The 22,276-nt window shown below is 53.8% G+C and carries 21 protein-coding genes; 9 read left to right on the top strand and 12 right to left on the bottom strand.

Annotated features, from left to right (window positions below):
- Positions 1 to 198: 198 nt before the first annotated feature.
- Entirely contained in the window at positions 199 to 1,857 is a 1,659-nt protein-coding gene (locus tag HCX89_RS14430) for a methyl-accepting chemotaxis protein (protein ID WP_028779443.1), read from the bottom strand.
- A gap of 101 nt (positions 1,858 to 1,958) precedes the next feature.
- Positions 1,959 to 3,107: a chromate efflux transporter gene (chrA, locus tag HCX89_RS14425; protein ID WP_144133310.1), complete on the bottom strand. Its 1,149-nt coding sequence runs from the start codon at positions 3,105 to 3,107 to the stop codon at positions 1,959 to 1,961.
- Positions 3,108 to 3,783: 676 nt separating this feature from the next.
- On the opposite strand from chrA, the gene HCX89_RS14420 reads away from it, so the two are divergent.
- The 4 genes from HCX89_RS14420 to HCX89_RS14405 are packed head-to-tail and all read left to right on the top strand — an operon-like array spanning position 3,784 to position 6,914.
- Positions 3,784 to 4,635, top strand: a complete 852-nt coding sequence (locus HCX89_RS14420; protein WP_167716518.1) for a MipA/OmpV family protein — start codon at positions 3,784 to 3,786, stop codon at positions 4,633 to 4,635.
- A 7-nt stretch (positions 4,636 to 4,642) separates the two neighbouring features.
- A complete protein-coding gene (locus HCX89_RS14415) occupies positions 4,643 to 5,017 on the top strand; it encodes a DUF3019 domain-containing protein (RefSeq protein WP_037436155.1) in 375 nt (124 codons plus the stop codon).
- A complete protein-coding gene (locus HCX89_RS14410) occupies positions 5,014 to 5,724 on the top strand; it encodes a response regulator transcription factor (protein WP_107005068.1) in 711 nt (236 codons plus the stop codon). The genes HCX89_RS14415 and HCX89_RS14410 overlap by 4 nt, the downstream gene beginning before the upstream one ends.
- Positions 5,721 to 6,914: an ATP-binding protein gene (locus tag HCX89_RS14405; protein ID WP_096140972.1), complete on the top strand. Its 1,194-nt coding sequence runs from the start codon at positions 5,721 to 5,723 to the stop codon at positions 6,912 to 6,914. Before HCX89_RS14410 ends, HCX89_RS14405 begins: the two co-directional genes overlap by 4 nt.
- An 11-nt stretch (positions 6,915 to 6,925) precedes the next feature.
- Here HCX89_RS14405 and rlmC read toward each other — a convergent pair whose 3' ends face one another.
- The 3 genes from rlmC to HCX89_RS14390 all read right to left on the bottom strand — a co-directional run bounded on the left by rlmC (position 6,926) and on the right by HCX89_RS14390 (position 9,765).
- Entirely contained in the window at positions 6,926 to 8,059 is a 1,134-nt protein-coding gene (gene rlmC / locus HCX89_RS14400) for a 23S rRNA (uracil(747)-C(5))-methyltransferase RlmC (protein WP_096140973.1), read from the bottom strand.
- A 73-nt stretch (positions 8,060 to 8,132) separates the two neighbouring features.
- On the bottom strand, positions 8,133 to 9,320 hold the full coding sequence (locus HCX89_RS14395; protein ID WP_167716516.1) for an FAD-dependent oxidoreductase: 1,188 nt from the start codon (positions 9,318 to 9,320) through the stop codon (positions 8,133 to 8,135).
- Positions 9,321 to 9,333: 13 nt separating this feature from the next.
- The gene (locus HCX89_RS14390) at positions 9,334 to 9,765 is read right to left on the bottom strand and encodes a MarR family winged helix-turn-helix transcriptional regulator (protein WP_101058621.1); all 432 of its coding nucleotides are present in this window, start codon (positions 9,763 to 9,765) and stop codon (positions 9,334 to 9,336) included.
- Between the two features lie 113 nt (positions 9,766 to 9,878).
- Here HCX89_RS14390 and HCX89_RS14385 point away from each other — a divergent pair, with 113 nt between their 5' ends.
- Together HCX89_RS14385 and HCX89_RS14380 are read left to right on the top strand one after the other, a co-directional pair.
- Positions 9,879 to 10,295 (top strand): organic hydroperoxide resistance protein, encoded by a 417-nt coding sequence (locus HCX89_RS14385; protein WP_025008945.1) that lies wholly within the window; start codon positions 9,879 to 9,881, stop codon positions 10,293 to 10,295.
- A gap of 509 nt (positions 10,296 to 10,804) precedes the next feature.
- Complete coding sequence (locus HCX89_RS14380; protein ID WP_044735148.1) at positions 10,805 to 11,224, top strand: hypothetical protein; 420 nt, start codon at positions 10,805 to 10,807, stop codon at positions 11,222 to 11,224.
- A gap of 119 nt (positions 11,225 to 11,343) precedes the next feature.
- On the opposite strand, the gene HCX89_RS14375 is transcribed toward HCX89_RS14380, so the two are convergent.
- Complete coding sequence (locus tag HCX89_RS14375; protein WP_167716514.1) at positions 11,344 to 13,236, bottom strand: methyl-accepting chemotaxis protein; 1,893 nt, start codon at positions 13,234 to 13,236, stop codon at positions 11,344 to 11,346.
- A gap of 288 nt (positions 13,237 to 13,524) precedes the next feature.
- Here HCX89_RS14375 and HCX89_RS14370 point away from each other — a divergent pair, with 288 nt between their 5' ends.
- Together HCX89_RS14370 and HCX89_RS14365 are read left to right on the top strand one after the other, a co-directional pair.
- Positions 13,525 to 14,925 carry a cytochrome c biosynthesis protein gene (locus tag HCX89_RS14370; RefSeq protein WP_025008942.1) on the top strand — a complete coding sequence of 467 codons (1,401 nt, stop codon included), beginning with the start codon at positions 13,525 to 13,527 and terminating at the stop codon, positions 14,923 to 14,925.
- A 165-nt stretch (positions 14,926 to 15,090) separates the two neighbouring features.
- Entirely contained in the window at positions 15,091 to 15,291 is a 201-nt protein-coding gene (locus tag HCX89_RS14365; protein WP_025008941.1) for a hypothetical protein, read from the top strand.
- Between the two features lie 78 nt (positions 15,292 to 15,369).
- On the opposite strand, the gene HCX89_RS14360 is transcribed toward HCX89_RS14365, so the two are convergent.
- The 5 genes from HCX89_RS14360 to HCX89_RS14340 form a co-directional block, all read right to left on the bottom strand.
- Positions 15,370 to 15,618 carry a hypothetical protein gene (locus HCX89_RS14360; protein ID WP_167716512.1) on the bottom strand — a complete coding sequence of 83 codons (249 nt, stop codon included), beginning with the start codon at positions 15,616 to 15,618 and terminating at the stop codon, positions 15,370 to 15,372.
- Positions 15,619 to 15,815: 197 nt separating this feature from the next.
- Complete coding sequence (ahpF, locus tag HCX89_RS14355) at positions 15,816 to 17,375, bottom strand: alkyl hydroperoxide reductase subunit F (protein WP_167716511.1); 1,560 nt, start codon at positions 17,373 to 17,375, stop codon at positions 15,816 to 15,818.
- A 104-nt stretch (positions 17,376 to 17,479) separates the two neighbouring features.
- Positions 17,480 to 18,049 carry an alkyl hydroperoxide reductase subunit C gene (gene ahpC / locus HCX89_RS14350; protein ID WP_028779456.1) on the bottom strand — a complete coding sequence of 190 codons (570 nt, stop codon included), beginning with the start codon at positions 18,047 to 18,049 and terminating at the stop codon, positions 17,480 to 17,482.
- A gap of 189 nt (positions 18,050 to 18,238) precedes the next feature.
- Positions 18,239 to 19,777 (bottom strand): leucyl aminopeptidase, encoded by a 1,539-nt coding sequence (locus HCX89_RS14345; protein ID WP_167716509.1) that lies wholly within the window; start codon positions 19,775 to 19,777, stop codon positions 18,239 to 18,241.
- Between the two features lie 89 nt (positions 19,778 to 19,866).
- Entirely contained in the window at positions 19,867 to 20,610 is a 744-nt protein-coding gene (locus HCX89_RS14340) for a spermidine synthase (RefSeq protein WP_107005075.1), read from the bottom strand.
- A gap of 93 nt (positions 20,611 to 20,703) precedes the next feature.
- Between HCX89_RS14340 and HCX89_RS14335 the strand changes: the two genes are divergently transcribed.
- Positions 20,704 to 21,249: a mechanosensitive ion channel family protein gene (locus HCX89_RS14335; protein WP_025008938.1), complete on the top strand. Its 546-nt coding sequence runs from the start codon at positions 20,704 to 20,706 to the stop codon at positions 21,247 to 21,249.
- Here the strand turns inward: HCX89_RS14335 and HCX89_RS14330 are convergent.
- Positions 21,246 to 21,983: a dienelactone hydrolase family protein gene (locus HCX89_RS14330; RefSeq protein ID WP_167716507.1), complete on the bottom strand. Its 738-nt coding sequence runs from the start codon at positions 21,981 to 21,983 to the stop codon at positions 21,246 to 21,248. The genes HCX89_RS14335 and HCX89_RS14330 overlap by 4 nt on opposite strands.
- Positions 21,984 to 22,276: the final 293 nt, after the last annotated feature.

Genomic DNA, 22,276 nt, shown 5'->3' with positions numbered 1-22,276 from the left:
AATAAAACAATTGACAAACAAATGATTCAAAATGTTACACAAATTACTTTTTTACCTTACGACCAACCGAAAGGTTCCACGATTGGCGGGGAATGGTTGCTGGGAAACATCATAAGCGGTACGGCATCTTGTGCTGGACGGTCGAGATAAAGAAACAGCGCCAAATGGCGCTGTTTCTGTCTTCTTCATATTGAATGATTAAACCCGGAACTGATTGACCAATTGCCCCAGATTATCACCACTGTGAGACACGGTTTGACTGACTCTGGCCGCTTCTTCGCTGGAGTGCAACAGCTCGGCGACTATCTCCTGAATGGCGTAGATATTACGGTTGATCTCTTCGGTCACCGAACTCTGCTCTGTGGCGGCGGTGGCGATTTGGGTACTCATATCATTGATGGAGGTGACAGAGCTGGTGACGGCTCCCAGACTCTCGGAAATCAGCCTAGAAGATTCGACACTGCGATGGCAGCTTTGCTGGCTCTCTTCCATGGCACTCACCGCCTGGCTCACCAGACGATGCAGCTCGCTGAGCATCTCGTTGATCTCCAAAGTGCTGGCCTGAGTGCGGCTCGCCAGGCTGCGCACTTCATCGGCCACCACGGCAAAACCTCGGCCCTGCTCACCGGCACGAGCCGCCTCAATGGCCGCATTGAGTGCCAACAGGTTGGTCTGCTCGGCAATGCCGCCGATGACAGACAGCACGCTGTTAATCTTCTGCGACTGTTCGTTGAGCGACTGAATATGGTCGGCGGCGCTGTTGATTTCCGCCATCAGAGTCGAGATCTCGGTCAACGAAGTATCGACGCACTCCTGAGCCTTGGCCACTTCATCGCTCGCCACATGGGTCGCCTCCGCCACCTGGGTGGTGTTCATCGCCACTTCCTGGGCAGTGGAAGACATCTCTGTGATGGCAGTCACCACCTGATCGGTTTCATTGTTGTGGTTGGCCAACTGCGCCGCTATCGCCTGAGTCTGGGCATGAATAGAACCAGAGGCATCCTGCACCTCGTGGGTAGCGGTAGTCACATCGCGGATGATGTGTTGCAACTTGTCGACAAAGCGGTTGAATGCCTGCCCCAGCTGGGCAATCTCATCTTCACCGTGCACCTGCAAACGCTTGGTTAAATCCCCTTCCCCCTGAGCGATATCGTTGAGGTTATCCAGCATGTTGCGGATAGGAGTCACAGTGCGCTGAGCAGCAAACAATATGAGCGTTGCGGTGACCAGAGTGATGACTATGACTATCATCAACGTCAGCCACAGCTTACCTTCCATGTCTTCCAATGCGGTCTGCCGATATTCGGCCACTGAGGCTTCGATATCATCCACATAGGCGCCGGTGCCTATGATCCAGTCGGTGCCTGGAACCATGGCGGCATAACCTATCTTTTCCACCAGCTCGTTGGTACCGGGTTTTTGGTAGTAATAGGTGAGAATACCGTCACCACTACGGGCTGCATTCAGCAAGCCCACTATGATCTTGGTTCCCTTGGGATCTGTCATCCCTATCTGATCTGTACCTTCAAGCTTGGGCAACAGAGCATGGAACAGGTTTTTACCTTTGCCATCATAGACAAAGAAATAACCTGCGCTGCCAAAGCGAACATCCCGCAAGGCCGCCTTATAGTCTCCGCCCTGACTGCGCTGAAAGCTGACAATCTCTTTGGCGACTTCGGTCACATGCACCAACTCCTGACGACGCTCGTTGAGCAGCTTTTCTCTGAAATTGGTAATTTCGCTTTCAAGCGCATCCGACTCTACTGTCCAGGACGCCAGCATCAAGACGATAGAAACAGTCAACAATGGCAACAGGGCAAGCAGCAGTAACTTATTTCGTAAACTCAGACTGGACACTTAGGTTTCCCCCCGGGAATGGAATATCTGCAAATTATAGTAACTTTGTTCACTTTAAGTTCGTATAAAAAATGCCTGAGATCAAAGTTTAACCATTTGTTTTACATGAAGAGAGTGGAAATAGCGCCCATTGCTGCAAATCCGAGCACCAAAAACACCAGGGGCAAACGCCACAGCTTGAGCAACATAAAGCCCGCCAGCACCATGGCCATATCAACCGGGCGGGCCACAGCACTGGTAAATACCGGCTGATAGAGAGCACTCGCCAACAAACCAACGACTGTGGCATTGATCCCCATCACCATGGCGGCCATTTTCGGGCGTTCGGCGATTCCCTGCCAGCCGCGGATCACCGCCAGCAACAACAGGAAACCGGGCAGAAAAATGCCCAGCGTTGCCACCAAGGCGCCAATAAGGGCATTTTGCGGCCACAGTTCAGCCCCAAGATAAGCAGCCAAACTGAACATGGGGCCGGGAACGGCTTGCGCCAGGGCGTAGCCGGTGAGGAACCTGTCATGATCTATGCTGTTTGCCAACTGACTCTCCAGCAAGGGCAGTACCACATGGCCGCCGCCGAATACCATAGCGCCAGTCTGATAAAACTGCTTAAAGAGTTCAGCCAAAGGGTGAGCAAGTAAGGGACCTGTGAGCAGCAATAAAAACAGAAATATCAATAAAGCACTCCAGTTTAGCTGCATGCTTCCCGGCTTGGCCGGCGCTGGTGCCTCACGATTGAGCCAATAAAGACCGACAATGGCACCGGCAAGCAACAGCAGCAATTGGGTCAAATTCCCCGGCCACAAAAGCAGAATCACAGTACTCAGCAAGGCCAACATCTGGGTGATATGGCTGCGGCAAAACTGTTTGAACATACCCCAGGCAGCATCGGCGACCACCACCACAGCCAATAACTTGAGTCCGGCGATAACCCCCTGAAATAAATCACTGGAGAGGTATTGATAGCTGCTGACCGCCAGCAGAAACATCAGTAGAAACGAAGGCAAGGTAAAGCCGATAAAGGCCAGTATTGCCCCGGGCAAGGCGCCGCGGCGGTAACCTATGGCAAAGCCGACCTGGCTGGATCCCGGGCCGGGCAGAAACTGACTCAACGCCACCAAAGAGGCGTAATCTTTGTCATCGAGCCAGCCCAACTCCTCGACGAAAGTCTTGCGAAAGTAACCTATGTGTGCCGCCGGGCCGCCAAAACTCACCAACCCCAAGGAAAAAAAACGTACAAAAATCTGCCACATCTGTGTTCACTCTACCCTTGTTCAGTTCGGCTCCATTGTATGACATAAGTGTGACACTTATCTTATTATCAACAGCTTTTAGTCTGTGGGAGCACAATAAGAAAAACCCATGAACAGACGACTGAAAGTCCATCTTCGCCTGTCAAACAGCCGCTATTGAGGCAAGAACAGCCGCCAAAGTCCGTCGCTTCCCAAGAGTGAATTCCGAGACGGAAAAGAGAGTCAAGTTGACGGGAAATCATCTCACTACAACCCAGATCTGCACCCACTAACCGGCAAGTGTATTCGCTCGAAATCAGCCACGGTTTCCAGGCGGCTTTCTCTATGCCAGGTTCCACCCTCTCAATGAAACATAATTCAAACATTTAATATTTATTCAAAATAATCAATAACCAATGCAGTAAAAAAACCTCAACCATAGTTTAGCCACAAACACAAACCCACCAAAAATAACATCAAAAAACCAGAACCCCACCATGTAACAACGCATCGCCACTTTTGACACCCGTCAATCTTTAATGCATAGATATTCACATAGACATCAAATACAATCACCGCAAAAGAACCAAAAACATAATACTTATGTAGCATTTTGTAACTTGGTTAAATTTTTACAGACTTTTAACAAGTGTTTGTTTAGATTCACTGAGAGTTCGCAGGAAGTAAGAAGTAAGCTATGAAGCTATGGTGGTACGCGATATTGATGCTTGGCCTTCAGTTGCCCCTGACTGCGGCAGCTGAAGAAAATGCGACGGAAACTGTCCCTGTGGATGAGTTCAGACTTGCCCTCGCCCTGGGATATGGCCGCCTGGATAATCCCAGAGTGCATGCCAAGCCCATAGAAACCTTCCTGCTGCCATCCTGGAGCTACTACTCAGAACGCTTCTATCTGGAAAACTTTACTCTGGGCTACAGCCTCTATGAGTCGGACAACTGGTTATTCGATCTGCAAACCAAGCTCAATGAAGATGGATTCTTTTTCGAGTTTGATGGCCTCCACAAATTGTTTTTGAGCGACATCATAGGCTTCTCCCCCTATAAGGGACAGGTCATACGCCCCAACGGTAACAGCGAACCTATCCTTGATGAAATCCAGCGTCACATCTCCTATCTGGGCGGAGTTTCCGTCACTTGGGTCACGCCCTACACGGATATCAATCTGGGCTTGTTTCAGGACATTTCCGGAGTACATGACGGCAATGAGCTGCAGCTCAGATTGAAAAAGAGCCTGCTCTACTCCTGGGGTGCTTTAGGATTTGAGCTAGGCGCAATTCGCAAGAGTGAATCCCTGGTGCGTTACTACTATCAGCTTACGCCGGAAGAAAGCGGACCGCTGAGACTGAGTTACACCCCCTCGGCCAGTATCAACTATCACGCCCGCCTGCTGGTTAATCTGCCACTGTGGCAGGATATCAACCTGGTGATGGTAACCGAATACACCTGGCTTGACTCGGGGATCACCAACAGTCCCATGATAGACAAGGATGGCTATCTCTCAGGTTTCATCGGCTTGAGTTATCGGTTTTGAGGGCTCTATGAATCGATGGCTACTGTGGTTACTCATGCTGATAAGTCCCTGGGCAAGCGCCTTGGGAGAAGAGCTTTGGCTGGCGCCGGATACCTGCGCCATGACCAATCAGGAATCGGAATGCAAGCTGCAACTGCAACTCGAGTTTCACAGCCAACAGCCTCGCTCTCTGTGCCTTTGGCTGGCTAACAGCGCAGCGCCTTTGACCTGTTTTCATCAACGCCGTGACTTCAGTTACAAGCTGCAATTAAGCCTGGTCAGGGATACGCTTATCGAGCTCAGGGATCAGCAAAACCGCACAGTTGCCAGCCGCTTGCTCAGAGTGGCTATCTACGAGCCCGTCAGTCGCAGACGGCGGGGCCTGAGTTGGGATCTGCTATGAAAGAAAAAATACTCCTGATTGAGGATGATCTGCCGCTGGCGGAACTTATTTGCACTTATCTGGCCAATGAAGGCTTCGAGCTGGTTCATCTGGACAATGCCGAAGCCGCGCTTGCCCGTCAGGACAGTGACAGTTTCAGCCTGATCCTCTGCGATGTGATGCTGCCCGGTGAAGATGGCTTTGGTATCTATCCCCGTTTGGCGGCCTGTTATCCCTGCCCGCTTATCTTCCTCACCGCCCGCGACAGTGAAGGCGATCAGATCCTGGGGTTGGAGCTGGGCGCCTGTGATTACCTGCTCAAGCCTGTGGTCCCCCCCTTGCTGCTGGCACGAATACGTACTCAACTTCGTAACAGGCAACAGCGGCCCGGACGCAAAACTTTGTGTCTGCACGATCTGCAGCTTGATCCCAATCAGCAGCAGGTGCTTCTGGCGGGCTCGGCATTGGCCTTTACCACCAAGGAGTTTGAACTCCTGTGGGTGTTTGTGATCAACGCCGGTCGGGTATTGTCACGGGAGTATCTATTCGAGCAGTTTATCGGCCGCGCCTATGATGGCCTGGACAGAGCCATAGATCTCAAGGTCAGCAGGCTGCGCAAACGCCTGGATGAGCTGGAGATAAGCGGCCTCCAGATCACCACAGTGCACGGCAAGGGCTATCTGTTCAACTACCAGCCCAATCAAGCCATGATCAGGATTCAGGCATGAAGTTTCAGTTTTACCGACTGTTTGGGTTTCTGCTGCTGTCCTGCTCCCTGCTGCTGTGGAGCTTTGGCCAACTGACAGATCAATATCGCAGCGAAGAGGCCAGCTATTTGATCTCGGTGGACGACTTATTGCAAACCCGGGGACAGGGCGCGCATCTCTCAACTCTTGCCGCCGGCAGTCTGGCACTGCCCACTAGCCTGAGACAGCTACTCAATGAGGGGCAGACCTTGGCGCTGCGTCACTCCAGCGGCGAGCTCTATTACTACAAGCAAGGCTCAGGCACTGAGCTACTCAGATTTGGCCCGGTAACAGAGAAGCAAGACAGGGAGGATGTCACCAGTTTGATCTTGCTCGGTTTCTATTCCAGCCTAGCCCTGGTCGCCATCTTGCTTATCTGGCCTGTGTTTCGCGATCTCCATACCCTGCAACAGAGCGCCATTCGCTTTGGCCGTCAGCCTTCGCTGCAACCGCTAACCATACGTAAAAGCTCGGCTATCTTTCCCTTGGCTCAGGCGCTTTATAGCATGAGCCACCAGATAGTGAGTTTTGTCCAGATGCATAAAGAGTTATCCCATACCATCTCCCACGAAGTACGCACTCCGCTCGCGCGGATGCGCTTTGCCCTTGAGCTGAGCAAGCAGCAGATGGAGCCTCAATACGCAACGCGCCTGGCCCAGGACATAGATGAGATAGAACAGTTGGCGGCCAACTATCTCTCTTTTGCCCGCCTGGAACATAAACAGGGAGAACTATGCCATTCGCCTCAATCCATCGCTGACTTTATTCAGGCGCTTGAGCAGAAATACAGCCTTTATAGCCGTGACTTCCAGATAGGATTTCACTCTGTGCCGGGCCAGGCACAATTCGATAAGACGGCAATGAATGTGGCCTGCCAGAACCTGATCCAAAATGCCATGCGTTTTGCCGAAAAAGAGATACAGGTGAGTTTCGAGCAAAGTGAAAACCATAACTGCCTCAGAGTCGAGGATGATGGCCCAGGCTTTGAAGATAAAGGCAAAAAACTACTGGCGGCCTTTGCCAGAGATGCCAAACAGAGTGATGGCAGCGGCTTTGGCCTGGGGCTTTATATAGTGCGCAAGATTGCCATCTGGCACGGCGGCAGGCTGGAGCTGAGCCACTCGCAATCGCTGGGCGGCGCCGCCATCAGCCTGTGTTGGCCAAGAGCATAGAAGCCACTGTCTTAGCCGCGACTCAGCAGCACCAATACCTCATAGTGATCCGTGTGCGGAAACATATCGAACAGCTGCACCTTGCGCACACGATAACCACTGATAGCCGCCAGATCTTTGGCCAAAGATTCAGGGTTACAGCTGGAATAGAGCAGATGCGGCGGCGCAAAGGTCGAAATGGCCTGGCAAAGCTCGGCGCCTATGCCGCGTCTCGGCGGATTGACTATCATAAGATCCGGTACCTGGCCTGCCGACTGCGCCGCGGCAAAACTGCCCGAATCCAGCGCCTTGAAGTTCACCCGCTCAAGCCCCAGCTTTTCGGCGGATAACTTGGCGCAGGCGATGGCTTCAGCCTCGATTTCGATCCCTGTAAGCTCTGTGTCTTTATTGGCACAGTGCAGCCCAAAACCGCCGACACCACAGAAGAGATCCCAAATCGACTCAGGCTTCAGCTCACTGACCCAGTCTTTGGCGCTCTGATAAAGGGCCGCCGCCACTTGTGGGTTGGTTTGAAAGAAGCTCTTGGGGCGGATATAGAGAGGCACGCCATTGAAGGACTCCTCCAGACGCTGCGCCTCGGTGAGAAAAATCTCCTGTTCACCTTCGAGCCTGGCCATATGAATCGGCTGCAGATTCACAGATACCAGCTTGATGGCAGGAAACTCGGCCAGCAGCTTTGGCAGTTCACGCTCAATCCGTTCGATGGATTGCCTGGAGCGCAACACAAACCTGAGCATAAAGTCGCCGCTTGTCTCGGCGCGGGTCAACAACACAAACTTGAGTTCGCCCTTGGCCTTATCTACCCGATAGGGTGGGATCCCGGCCTGACGCACAAACAGCTCAAGCCGATGCAGCAAGGCCTGCATATCGGCAGGATAAAGAGGACAATCGCACAGGCTCACGGCCTCACCACTCGGGGAAACTATCCCCAGAATGGGTTGATGGGCGGCCCCGAGAGCCACCATCTTGGCCTTGTTGCGAAAACCCAGGGACGGCCCGCTGACCGGGACCAAGAGTTCAAAGGGCGTAAAGGGGCTGAGCAACTGCGCCAACTGCTCACTCTTGGCGGCCAGTTGTTGCACCATTGGCGTTTCTATGTGAGTACAGGAGCGGCACTTGCCCTGCGCAAAAAAATCACATCTCACTCTGATATATCCCAAGTTTCCAATTCAGCCCGGCGGCAAAAGCGGCACACTTTAGCCTGTTTCACCCTAAAAATCATCCCAGCATCAGCTTGTCGACATCCGCTTTGGGACTGCGTTTGCCAAGCACCTTGCTTATCTCTGCCGTCACCGCTTTGGCGGTAGCACGAAAGGTGGTTAACTTGCCGCCGTAGAGCGTCAGCAACCTGGGATGGGAATAACGCTGGTACAACTGTACCTCCCGCGGCCGACCAAAGGCATCGCCATCGCCCTTGGGCAGCACTCGCATGCCACTGAAATGCGCCAATACCTTGGCTTCAAGCGCCTCTGTAGTGACAGCACCCGTGAAACTGCCAGAGCCTCCAAAATAGTGCCGATAGATCCCCAGCAGATAAGCTATCTCCTCTCGGGTGATCTGCGGAACCGGTCCCTGGCAGAGGGTTTCCGTGGTGCCTATCAGCGTCTTGCCGTACCAAGGCATCACGAATACCACCCGCTCATCGAAGCAGGATTCCAGATAGAGCACCCCGGGCGGCGCTGGAATATCCAGAAGCAAATGACTCCCCTGCACCCAGTCTATTGCCGTCTGGGCTATGGGCGGTGTCACCCGCGCCAGCAGTTTGTTGACAAAAGCGCCGGCGGCGTTGACCAGAAAACGGCAGTGCAGCATTTTGTCGCCATCCGCATCCCGGTAACTCAGCTTACATCCCTGAGGCTCATGCTCTATTGTCAAACACTCGGCGCCCTCGCGGATATCGGCACCGAGCAGCCTGGCGCTGTCGGCCACCGCCTTGGTCAGCAAGGCATCATCCGTCTGGGCATCCCAGTATTGGAACATATGGGTCATTCCCGCCAGCTTGAGTCCGGGAAAGCTCCCCCAAGCCCTGGCGGGCAGGCTACGAAAACGCCCCAGGCGGTCAAACTCGCTCAGCAAGCCGTAGAGGCTGAGGCCGGCCCTGAGGGTCAAGGCGCCGCGGCGACTGTCACGATAAACCGGGATAAAGAAAGGGACGGCCTTGACCAGGGTTGGCGCCAGACGCAATAACTCGCGCCGGGCCCGCAGCGATTCACGCACCAGATCCAGCTGCCCGGATTCGAGATAACGTAAGCCGCCATGGATCAGTTTGCTGGACTGGGAGGAGGTACCTGCCGCCAGAGTGGACTTTTCCAATAGCACCACGGAATAACCGGCCGCCGCCGCGCACTGCGCCACCGCCACGCCGGAGATGCCACCACCTATGATTGCCAGATCGACCTGTTCCATCAGCCTCTTTCCGTTAACGTTCCAATTGCTGCCACAGGGTGTCACACAAGCTTTTCAGTTGTTGCAGCTCCGCCTGCGGCATGGCGCTGCGACACAGCATCTGCTCGGGCACATCGGCGGCGCGCGCTTGCAAAGCCAGCCCGGCATCGGTGAGCGTCAATACTCGCACCCGCTCGTCCTGTTCACTGCGGCCTCTTAACAGCAAGCCTTTAGTTTCCAGGCGTTTGAGCAAGGGGGTCAAGGTGCCTGAGTCCAGATGCAAACGCTCACCCAGCGCCTTGACACTGATGCCCTTGTGTTGCCAAAGCACCAGCATGGCCAGATATTGCGGATAGGTAAGATCCAGGGCATCCAGCACAGGCCGGTAGGCCCGCACCATAGCATTGGCAGCGCTGTATAGCGAAAAGCAAACCTGGTTTTCCAGGCACAGGGGCTCGTTTGACATATGCAAACCCTAAACACAATTTAATTGCGCACAATATACTTGCTTTTGTAACAAATATCGATCTATCATTGCCAGCAATTAGATTGCGCACAATTTAAATTAAGGAAACTACTATGCTCTATCACACTCAAGCCACAGCCAAAGCCGGCCGCAACGGCGAAGTAGCCACTCATGACGGTGCCCTGTCATTGACCCTAAGCTATCCCAAGGAGATGGGCGGGACAGGAGCCGGGGCCAATCCGGAACAGTTGTTTGCCGCCGGTTACGCCGCCTGTTTCTCCAACGCCATTTTACATGTGGCGCGCCTGGGCAAAATTAAGCTTGCCAGTGCTCCTGTCACCGCCGATGTCGGCTTGGTCAGTCAAGATGGTGGGTTTGCGCTGCAGGTATCTCTGGCTGTCACTCTGCCGCTCGCGCAGGCCGAGGCCGAAGCCTTGGTGCTCAAGGCCCACAGTGTTTGCCCCTACTCCAATGCCACCCGCAACAACCTTGATGTGGGGCTCACTGTGAATGATATTAAGATCAACTGAAGCTCTGATATTATTTAGAGCTAAGGAAGGTGCGAACAAGTCCCATGTGTGCTCTGCGTCGGCTTACAGGCCTGGATGCAAGGCGTGATTCGCAGCAAATGGCTCTAGTCCTTTGCAAGAAGCACAACACAGCAGGCTGGCCCGTAAGCCACGCCCTTCGGGGCTTTCACAGCAACCGGCTCTCTGCGTTATCCGACTTCGACAGGCCCCGGCATGCCTTCAGTCAGATGCCTTGAACGCCAATTGCTGTGTAAGCCAGAGTGCCACGAGGACTTATTCGCACCTTCCCTAATATTCAGTCAATTTATTGGCAAGAATATAAATAAATGTCGCAACAATTGAAATTATATTTGTTGCGACATTTTTCCGTCATTCATTCTGTATTATGACGCTATCATTCAGCAAAGGTTGATATTCATATAAAATTGATTTTTCCTGGACAATCGATTAAATTTGCGCCTCAAAAGTGGACGTGAGCAATAATAAAGTCATAGTCAAAGGAGAATGATATGCGCGCCCTGATTCTGGGGTTACTGCTGTTTACCGGCGCGACCCAAGCCACCTGTGAGAAAAGCGTTTTGCTTGGCAATGTCGATTATGCCAAGAACAGCTCTTATTTCAGTACCCAGGATTCTTTGCAACTGGATAAAATTGTTGCTGATAATAGCGATAATTCAAGCGGCTATCTGTTATTGGAATTCAATATGGATAAGTCTATCGGCGATGAAGATTTACAAAAATATAATATGTGGCTTGCCAATAGACGAATTGAAAGGGTTAAAGAATATTTAACCGCAGCACACTTCTCTCACCCCATAGTCACTCGTATCCGCACGGCAACCCATAAAGATAATCGCGAAGTGAGTCTGCATTGGTGTAATAACCAACAGATGATGGCGACGATTGAAAAGCCAAGCGCCGCCGAATAACTAAGTACTTTCAAGATCCACAAATGAATGCCCCTTAGGGAAGGAGCGAAGTGGCTTACAGGCCCGTAAGCCGATGCAGGCACACATGGGACTTGTTCGCACCTTCCTTAGACATTGCGCTAGAGTTTAAAACGGCCGACTTCACGGCGCAGCGAATCTGACAACTCCGCCAACTCCTGCGCTTTGACAGTGGCGCTGTTGGCCTCCAGAGATAGGGTTTGAGAAACCTCACGAATCGACTCGGTATTACGGTTGATTTCGCTGGTGACAGAGGTTTGCTCTTCGGCCGCTGTAGCTATCTGGCTGGCCATATCGGATATCTGGGTGATCGCTTGGCTTATCTGCTCCAGGCTGGCACTGGCCGATTCGGCATCCATCACACTGGTTTCGGCCATCTGATGACTCTGAGCCATGGAATTCACTGCCTTGGAAGCGGTTTTTTGCAAGGTCTCAATCATGGTCTGGATCTCTTGTGTCGACGCATGAGTGCGCTGCGACAGCACCCTGACTTCATCAGCTACCACGGCAAATCCGCGCCCCTGCTCACCGGCTCTGGCGGCTTCGATGGCGGCGTTCAAAGCCAACAAATTGGTCTGCTCGGCAATACCGCTGATGGTCAGCAAAATGCTGTTGATCTTCTGTGAGTGCTCGTTGAGCTCGCCGATGATCTGACTGGCGGTATCCACTTCCTGCGCCAGGCTACGAATCGACTCCTGGCTCTGCAGCACCTGCTGTTGTCCACTGCCTGCCAGGCCGACCGCCGACTGCGCCGTCTGTGCCGTCAGTTCGGCATTGCTGGCGATCTCCTCGGTGGCACTGGCCATTTCGGTCACAGCGGTTGCCACCATAGTGACTTCGTCCTGCTGCACTTCGATGCTCTGGCTGTTACTCTCGGCCGAATGGCGGGTCTCCTGTGCCTGGCCTCCCAACTGCTGGGCTATGTCACTCATACGGGAAATCATGCCGTGCAGGCGTTCAACAAAACGATTAAAGCCGGCGGCGAGCATGCCTATCTCATCGTGCTGATTACGGGTCTCGATGCGAACTGTGAGGTCCCCCTCCCCTTCGGCAATATCGTTGAGCGCCTTGGCCAGACGTTCCAGATCGCGGAACTGGCTCTTGAACACCAATACCAGCAACAGACCAAAGCCCACCAAAAACAACACGCCCACCGCAGACATCCACCATGCCAGCTCGGTAGCCTCGGCCATGATGCTTGCCTTGTCCATCACAAACATCAGTGCCCAATCTGTGTGAGGCACCGCCGCCACGTAAAACAGCTTGCTGCTACCGTCGAATGCCATCTCATCCAGGGTATTGGCGCTGATCCTGGCGCTGAGCCACTGAGGATTGAAGGCACTGCCAAGACGGCTGAACTGCTGGCCGTTCAGGTCCTTGTCCGGATGACTGATAATCAAGCCTGAGCGTTCAAGCATCACGGCATAGCCGTCACCCGGCACCTTGAGGGTTCGCACCGCATCTGTCAGTTGATCTATGGTGAGATTAGCCGCTGCCACGCCCTGCAGGCGACCGCTGTTCATTACCGGCTCAGCTATGGTGACCACCAGCTTTTGCAATGTGGCACTGACATAAGGCGCCGTCATTATCATGGCTCCTTCCCGCTTGGCATCCTGATACCAAGGGCGAACCCGGGGATCATAGCCAGCCGTATTCAGGCTGGGGTCCTGACGGTACATGTTGCCCTGCTCATCGCCGTAGTAGGTCAGCGCAAAACCGCTGGCCTCATGGGCCTGCATCAGAAAAGGGGGGATATTGACCTCAGGGTTCCGCTGCAGCGTGCCCTTGATGCTGCTGATCGCCTTTTGTCTGTCATACATCCACTGCCCTATGCCGCCGGCAAAGGTGTTCGCCAATTGATCGACCTCGCGCTGGGTTCGCTGCATGGCATTATCACGAATGGAAGAGGAGGAAAGGCCAACCAGGGCGGCAACCGTAAGCAAAACGGCGCCCAGACTGACCAGCAGTAAGCGGGTTTTAAGCGTGAACTGCATAAGAAGTCCTATAAATTTTTAGGGTGGAGTAAAAGTTTAGCGGCAAAAAAGTAAATTACTGAAGTCGCTTACCACAATGGCACTGTTCGAATGCGGTTTTATTACTCAAAGCTTAACAAATGTCCATGTGTCTCACTTTAGGGACTTTTTCGAGTCTGCTAACAGTTTTGATGCTGCTTTATCATGGATACCAAGGGCTTGGAGTAAAGTATTTGTAGGGTACTTGTAGCCTGAACCGGGCTATGGGTCATTCAGATACAGTTTAATCCCTCTTACACAGGTAAGCTTATGTTAAGAACCCTCTTTCTCTGCCTGTTACTGAGTTTCAGCGCAGGCCTTGCCGCAACCGAAAATTCGGCGTCGCAGATCCAGTGGCAACAGGTGGATCAGCAAGGGCAGATCAAAATTCCTTTATATTTTGTCTGGTCCAAGACCTGTCCCCACTGCGCTGAAGCGCATCCATTCATCGACTCTCTGCCGGAGCGCTACCCCTGGATAGAGCTGCACTCTGTGATGGTGGGCGCCACGGGTACTCAGGAGCTGTGGCAGCAGTTGGCCACAGAGACAGGAACAGAAGCCCGCTCAGTGCCCTATATGGCTACCTGTGGCAAGGCGATAGTCGGTTATTCCAGTGAAGAGGTGACAGGTCAGTTCCTGCTCAACCGCCTCAAGAACTGCTACCTGCAGGCGGGCGGCCAGTTGAGCCCGGAAGATATGCCGGGACAAACAAGCACTCAGGCAAACACAGGTTCAACTCAGGCGCCGCTGTTTGGCACCTGCGCCAATGATGGTGGCGATGGCACCTGTGATGCCACGGCTCTGGCGGCAGAGCCCGAAGTGCAGCCGGTGGAATTGCCTCTGGTTGGGGTGGTGACACCTGAAACCATGTCGCTGCCAATTCTGACGCTGGTACTGGCCGGTGTCGATGCCTTTAACCCCTGTGCCTTCTTCGTGCTCTTGTTCCTGCTGTCCATCATGGTCAACGCCAAGAGCCGCAGCCGTATGCTGTTGGTTGGTGGTATCTTCGTGTTTTTCTCGGGCTTTATTTACTTCCTGTTTATGACCGCCTGGCTCAACATCTTCCAGCTGTTGGGGGCCGGCAGTGATGGCGGGATGATTATTCTGGCAGCGGGAATACTGGCGTTGATCGCCGGCAGTATCAACGTGAAGGACTACTTCGTTACCAAAGGAGAAGTAACCCTATCCATGTCGGCGGAAAACCGCACCGGGCTTATCAAGCGTATGGGTAAGCTGTCCAGCGCCTCCAGCCTGGCGACCATGATAGCCGGTACCACAGTGCTGGCGATTCTGGCCAACGCCTATGAGCTCTTGTGTACTGCGGGTTTCCCTATGATCTACACCAGCGTGCTCTCCATGCATAACCTGCCGAGCTTTGAGCGCTATATGTACCTGGTGCTGTACAACATTGTCTATGTGATCCCACTGGCCATCATAGTGATTGCTTTCAGCATGACGCTTGGTAAACGTAAGTTGACCGAGAAAGAGGGCCAGACCCTGAAGCTGATGTCCGGCATCATGATGCTTGGCTTGGGCGGCACCCTGGCGGTCAACCCGGCGGCGCTACAGAGCGTCACCCTGGCATTGGGGCTGATTATCGGCGCCATAGTCGTCACTATCCTGATAGTCAGCGGTAGAAAACTGTTAGAGCGCCGCCGTAAGGCCGCTTGATGGATCACGACTTGAAGTTCAGAGCAGCAGCAAGAAGCCAAGTTGCCCATTGGTGGCTTGGCTTTTTGCCGGACAAGCGGGATTTAGGCTAAAGTTATAGCTATTGATGCCGATAACAGTATCATGCCCGAGTCCCGAAGCGACTCTCCAACCCAGAGGAAAGCCATGACAGTTTCTCTCAACTCCCAGCCGCTGTCGGTCAATATGGATACCGGCGCTGTCGGTGTTAAAGTCGCGCAGCTGGCCAAGCAGCAACAAGAAGCCGAAGGCGAAATCGCACTGCAACTTATCCAGGCCGCTACGCCGACACAAGAACCTGCCGGCCCGGTTGGTAACATAGGCCACAATATCAATACCACAGCCTGATATTCCCAAGGCTCTGGCGATAGCAAAAAACCGGCAAAGCCGGTTTTTTTATTGTGGATACATGGGCGAACCTAAGACTCACTTATGCTGCGCCAATGCCTCCTGCAATGCCTGACGCGTCGCAGTATCCTGCTGCCTTTGCTGTTCTTGCTGATGACGACGTAAGTTATCTTCCGCCTGACGCACACACTGATTGTGATCCTGCCAACCATCGGCAACCGCTTCATCGGTACGGGCAGAGCATAGAATATCGGCGCAGCCACCGAGACTCCCCAAACCCAACAGCAAAAGCAACAGGGCGCTCTTTGCCAAATAAGATGCAGACATTGTTATTTACTCCAAACCTGGAATGCCAAGGCAATCGAGTGGCAAGGTCATTTTCCACCAACCGGCATCGACCCTAAACGGTTCAAATTAACCCAAAGAGACTGACGCTCAGCTGAACCAAAGGTTTGCCTTAGAACAAAAGAAGCCGGCACTTGGCCGGCTGCTGTGTTGCTAAAAGCTGTTGAGTGGTTAACCCATCAAGCCGCTGCCGATTCATCCTCTGAATGGCGGATCAGGTAGTCAAAGGCTCCCAGAGAGGCGGTTGCACCGCTACCCATGGCGATGATGATCTGCTTGTAGGCCGAGTTGGTCACGTCACCGGCGGCAAACACCCCTGGCAGTGAAGTCTGACCGCGTTCATCGACAATGATTTCACCGCGTGGAGTCAATTCCACAGTACCGCGCAGCCATTCAGTGTTGGGCACCAGACCTATCTGCACAAAGATACCTGCCAGCGCAATATTATGCTGCTCGCCACTGGCTCTGTCTGTGTAGTTGAGCCCGATAACCCGACTACCATCACCAAGGACTTCTGTCGTTTGCGCCTGGGTGATGATGGTGATGTTACCCATAGATTTGGCCTTGCGCTGCAGCACGTCATCGGCGCGCAATTTGCTGTCAAACTCGAGTACAGTCACATGCTCGACTATGTTGGCCAGATCGATAGCCGCCTCAATACCCGAGTTACCACCGCCGATCACCGCAACCCGTTTACCCTTGAACAGCGGGCCATCACAGTGAGGGCAATAAGCCACACCGCGGCCACGATATTCCTGCTCACCGGGGACATTCATTTCCCGCCAACGAGCCCCGGTGGCTAACAGGACAGTACGGCTCTTGAGTACGGCACCATTTTCCAGTTCCACTTCATAGAGGCCATTGCTGCCAAGACGAACCGCCTTCTGGTTATCCATCACATCCACTTCATAGTCGCGAACATGCTCTTCCAGATTTGCCACCAACTTGGGGCCTTCAGTCGCCTTGACCGAAATAAAGTTTTCAATGCCTACGGTTTCGCTGACTTGGCCACCGAACTTGTCGGCCAACAACCCAGTGCGCAGTCCCTTACGGGCGGCATAGATGGCGGCTGATGCACCGGCAGGCCCGGCGCCAACCACCAGTACTTCGTAGGGCTTACGCTGGTTGAGGCTCTCGGCTTGGCGGGCAAAGGCATTGGTATCCAGTTTATTGAGTATCTCTTTCAGGCTGATGCGGCCGGCAGAGAAAGGCTCGCCGTTCAGATAAACCGAAGGCACGGCCATGATGTTGCGCTGCTCAACCTCATCCTGGAACAGGGCACCATCTATCATGGTATTGCTGATCCGCGGGTTGATCGCCGCCATCATATTGAGCGCCTGCACCACATCCGGGCAGTTCTGGCAGCTCAGAGAAACAAAAGTTTCAAAATGATATTCCCCTGGCAGGCTGCGGATCTGCTCGATCAGCTCGGCCTCCAGCTTGATGGGATGCCCTCCTGTGTGCAGCAGAGCCAACACAAGTGAGGTAAATTCGTGCCCCATGGGCAAACCGGCAAAACGTATGTCAGAACCCTTGATTGAGGTAACCTGCATCGCCGGGGTACGGGACAGTGACTGCTCGGTCACACTGACCAGGGAAGAGAGCGAGGCAATATCCTGTGCCAGAGCCAACAGCTCTTTGGACTTTGGGCTTTCATCTGCAGATACGACAAGTTCAACTGGTTGCTTGAGGTTCTGCAGATAGGTTTGCAGTTGATTTTTCAGATTCGCATCCAACATGATGACTCCAGAATCAGACTAAAGGAAAACAGAAATAGTGCGGGGAAAAAGGCTCCGAACCCTTGCAGGGGGAGGTTCGGAGCCTTCTGGGTCAGGCTGGCTGTTTAGATTTTGCCAACCAGGTCCAGTGAAGGAGCCAGAGTTTCGTCGCCTGGCTGCCACTTGGCAGGGCAAACTTCGCCGTCGTGAGTGGCAACATATTGAGCAGCTTGGATCTTACGAACCAGCTCGCTGGCGCTACGTCCGATACCCAGGTCATGGATTTCCGCGACTTTGATTTCACCTTCAGGGTTGCTGACGAAAGTACCGCGCAGGGCAACACCGTCTTCCTCAACCAGCACGCCGAAGTTACGGCTGATTTCACCGGTTGGGTCACCTATCATTGGGAATTGAATCTTGTTGATGGTGTCGGAAGTATCGTGCCATGCCTTGTGAGTGAAGTGCTTGTCGGTAGACACAGAGTAAACTTCAACGCCCATGGCTTGCAGTTTTTCGTAGTGGTCAGCCATATCACCCAGTTCAGTTGGGCAAACGAAGGTAAAGTCGGCTGGATAGAAGAAAACTACAGACCACTTGCCCAGCAGATCCTGTTCGGTCAGCTCAACGAATTCACCTTTGTGGAAGGCGGTAGCTTTAAAGGGTTTGATTACAGAGTTGATGATTGACTGAGTCATTGTATGCTCCCATTTTCAGTTTGAATTGTCCGGGTCAACTTCATTGCTGCCCGTCGATGGAAGTCATATTAACCAAAGGGTTTAAAATAAGATAACGGATAAAAGCTGTTGCCTTAATCGGTTTTTCAGAGGAACTTGTGTCGGGAGCGAAAAAAGCGATTACCCTTCGCTCCCGGGCAAGTTATTGATCTATTGGTTCTCGCTGAACTTATGCTGTTCCAACCAATGGCTCAGCAGGCGTACACCATAACCGGTAGCACCGGCCGGAGCCAGTTGAGTGTCGCTCCTGACCAGGGCATTACCGGCAATGTCCAGATGAGCCCAGGGTTGATCACCGGCAAAACGCTTGAGAAACATCGCCGCCGAAGAAGCCCCGGCGCTGCCTTCACGGCCTGTGTTGGTTAAATCCGCGATGCTGGAATGCAGCTCTTCGCCGTAGGCCGGATCCAGCGGCAGACGCCACAGCTTTTCCCCCACCTGCTGTCCCGCGTATGTCAGTTGCTGCACCAAAGGTTCTGAGTCACTGAACAGGCCGGCATATTCCACCCCTAGGGCACGCACCTTGGACCCTGTGAGGGTCGCCACATCCACTATCACTTGTGGTTGGTATTTCTCGCGGGCATACCAAAGACCGTCGGCCAGCACCAGGCGTCCTTCAGCGTCGGTATTGAGGACTTCAACCGTCAGCCCCTGGGCAGTCTTGATCACATCCCCCGGGATCATTGCACGACCCGAGACCATGTTTTCCGCCAGCGGCATGATACCCACCAGATTAACCGGCGCCTTGGAGGCGGCCATCGCCTTGACCGTTCCCAACACTGTGGCGGCGCCGGCCATATCTGACTTCATCCGCGCAATCGAAGTGCCGGTCGCCTTGATGTTATAGCCGCCTGAGTCAAAGGTAATCCCCTTCCCCACCAGCGCCACCGGAGCATCATCACTGCCCTGCCAGTGCGCGACTACCAGTCTTGGGCCTCGCTCGCTGCCTTTGCCCACGGCCAGCAACGCACCCATATTGAGTTTGGCCAGTTCTTTGGGTTCCAACACCTTGATCTTGACGCCAAGACGCTTGAGTTCCTTGGCCGCATCGGCAAAGGACTCGGGATAGAGTTCGGCGGCCGGTTTGTTGGTCAGATCCCGCGCCAGCGCCACCCCATCGGCAATCGCTGCCGACTTGAGGTGATTGGTCTCGGCTACCTTGGGCTCGGCGACCGCAAAATGGTACTGTTTTTCGGTGCGCGGCTTGGCCGTGAAGTCCCGATAGCGGTAGCTGGCCAGGGAAATCCCCTGGGTCAATTCGGCGATAAACCCTTGGCTATTTGGGATATCAGCGGCCCATACCGCCACCTTGGGTTGTTTGACGGCTTCCAGGTGATTTGACAGCTTGCCCCCCAGCAAGGCTGTCTCCCCCGGCGTCAGTTCAGCATCCCCAAGCCCGAGCAGCAGCAGGCGCTCTGCTTGGGTACCAATGGGGGCCAGCAATTCGAGCAGCTCGCCCTCCTGGCCTTTGAAGTTGGCGGCCGCAATGGCGCGCTGCAGTTGTTTGCGGGTATCCGCCTGCAATCCGGCGGCCGAGTATAGGGTGCCATCCTGATGCTGGAACATCACCAAGGTGTTGGCCGGGGCGACTTGAGTGGCAAACTCATACTGTTCGGCCTGTGTCGTCCCAGCGCCCACAAGGCAGGATAGGGTCAGAAGTTTTACTGCTAATCTTTTGTTTTTATTCATTTGTACTGCTTATCATTATTGAGGGGCAGACAAATATAACATCAGGGCTTTTACGGACTAGTGCCCTTAACAATCCCTTACAAATTAGCCTACTGCCAGAGTTCGAAGCGACTGAGAGAGCGGCCGAGATCGCAGTCCAGCACAGCAGACAAGCCGGCGGCGCCCTGTTTGAGCCCGGCACTGGTAAAGTTTTTCGGTGTCCTTGAGGCAAACACTACCCAGTTGCCGCCCCCCGTGAGGCAGGCCCGCACATCGGGGAAATGTTGCTGTAGGCGAGCCAGCAGGCCTCTGTCCTGACTGTGCTCTTTCCAGCAGTTGAGCACCAGCAAACCTTCACTCTTGAGCAGTGCCAGGCTCTGCTCGATAAAGGCTTGGCTCAGCTGACCGGCATCCACCCCTTCAGAGCCGTAGAGATCGGCGAAGATAATATCTACCTTCTTGTGATCGGCACTGGCCAGAAACTGATTGGCATCCTGATTGATAAGGTTCAGCTTTTTCGACAGTGGCAGTTGAAAATGGCTCTTGGCCAACTCAAGCACCAGGGGGCGCAACTCGACCGCTGTCAGCTTGATAGCGGCATCAAAATGCCTCAGCGCATGCACCAAGGCGCCGCCGCCCAGCCCCAAAATGATGGCGCTCTTGGGTTTGAGGTACAAAAGCGCCAACAGCATGGCTTGCACATAGGTGTGCTGCGGTACATGAGGGGCCTTTTTCAACAGTTTGCTCTGCTCGTCGTGTTCGCCGAAGGCCAAGATCCGACAGTCGCCATCATCGAGGACAGCGACGCTGCCCCATTCATCCTGTTGCTGCACTAAGGTGCGATAATCTGCCATGCTTGAATAATTCTCGGTTGGGGAGTTTATCCCCTGTGACAAAGTCGCTAGTATGCCAGCAAATGCCTTATTTCTCACAGAAGCATACGCCATATGACTCACAATATTCTGATTGCCTGCCTCTATCTCGGGGTGTTTTTCTTTCTGCAGCGGGCGCTGAAAAATGCGGTGCAAACCCTGGCGGACAAGAAACAGGTCAGCGCCGCCCGTACCAGCCTGGTGACCCGCTTTATCAGCTATCTGTTGTTCTTTGTCACTCTGTCGTTGATGGCCGTTTCTCTGGGACTCGGCTATCAGGAGGTTTCACTGTTCGTGTCTTCGGCATTTGCCGTGCTGGGGGTGGCTTTGGTGGCCCAGTGGTCGATACTGAGTAACCTCACCGCCGGGGTGCTGATCTTTTTCGTGTTTCCCTACAAAGTCGGTGAGCGGATCAAAGTCGTCGACAAGGATGAAGATATTACCGGGGTATTGTTGGAAGTGGGGCTGTTCCACGTGCTTATCCGCCGCGACAACGGCGATACTGTTACCTACCCCAACAACCTGATACTGCAAAAAGCCGTGCTGAAGCTGGCACCCAGCAATGCCTCGGCGCCGCAGGCACAAGAGACAGAGCCGGAGCAACTGACCAAGCAGGATTAATTGAGCCTGCGCTGGAACAGCGCCAGCGCCTGCTGGTACATCTGCAGCGCCAATGCCGGGTCATAACGGGGATCGCCATCCCTCATAAAGGCGTGCTGGGCATTGAGTTCCTGCCAGCTGTATAAGGTCTGGTATTGTTCCAGCCTTTGCTGGATGAGACGGCGCCCTTCACTCGGCACATGGGGGTCCTGCTTGCCCCAGATCATCACCAACTCGGCGCGAATATCCCGGCAGCGGCTCAGAGAGTCATTCCCCGGCGCACTCGGGATAGCGCCGCTGTGAATATCTGTGGCATAGAGACAAAATGCCGCTGCGATGTCGGGGTTAAGGGCGGCGCGAAATGCCAGGTGACCGCCAACGCAGACCCCCATGGCACCAATCCGGCCGCGGCTCCAGGGCTGAGCGCGGATAAAATCCACCAACGCCTGAGTATCATCATCGTGGGCTTCCAATGGCTTGCTCAGCTTGTCGCTGTTGCCTTTGTCCTTGCCACTGTCATCATAACCAAGCACAGTGCCCGGCGGATTGAGCTCGTGAAAAATCTCCGGCACCAATACCACAAAGCCATGACCGGCCAGCATGCAAGCCATGCGGCTTATGGGGGCGGTTTCCTGAAAGATTTCCGAGTAAAAAATGATGGCGGGAAAACAACCCTCGCTATCGGGACGATAGACCCGGGTTTGCATGCTGCCGCTTGCCGTCGGCAGTTGATGAAGACTCTGTGTAACCAGCATGACACCTCCCTATGAGCATCTCCCCGATGCGGTAACCTCAATCTAGCAATCGGGGAGTCGGGTGTCAGTATTTATCTTTAGGGAAGGTGCGAATAAGTCCTCGTGGCACTCTGGCTTGCACAGCAATTGGCGTTCAAGGCATCTGACTGAAGGCATGCCGGGGCCTGTCGAAGTCGGATAACGCAGAAAGCCGGTTGCTGTGAAAGCCCCAAAGGGCGTGGCTTACAAACCTGTCTGCTGTGTTGTGCTTCTTGCAAAGGACTAAGGCCATTTGCTACGAACCACGCCTTGCA

The sequence above is a fragment of the Shewanella sp. Iso12 genome, assembly GCF_012030025.1.
Taxonomy (GTDB): domain Bacteria; phylum Pseudomonadota; class Gammaproteobacteria; order Enterobacterales; family Shewanellaceae; genus Shewanella; species Shewanella algae.
This window is presented reverse-complemented; position numbering and strand designations above follow the sequence as displayed.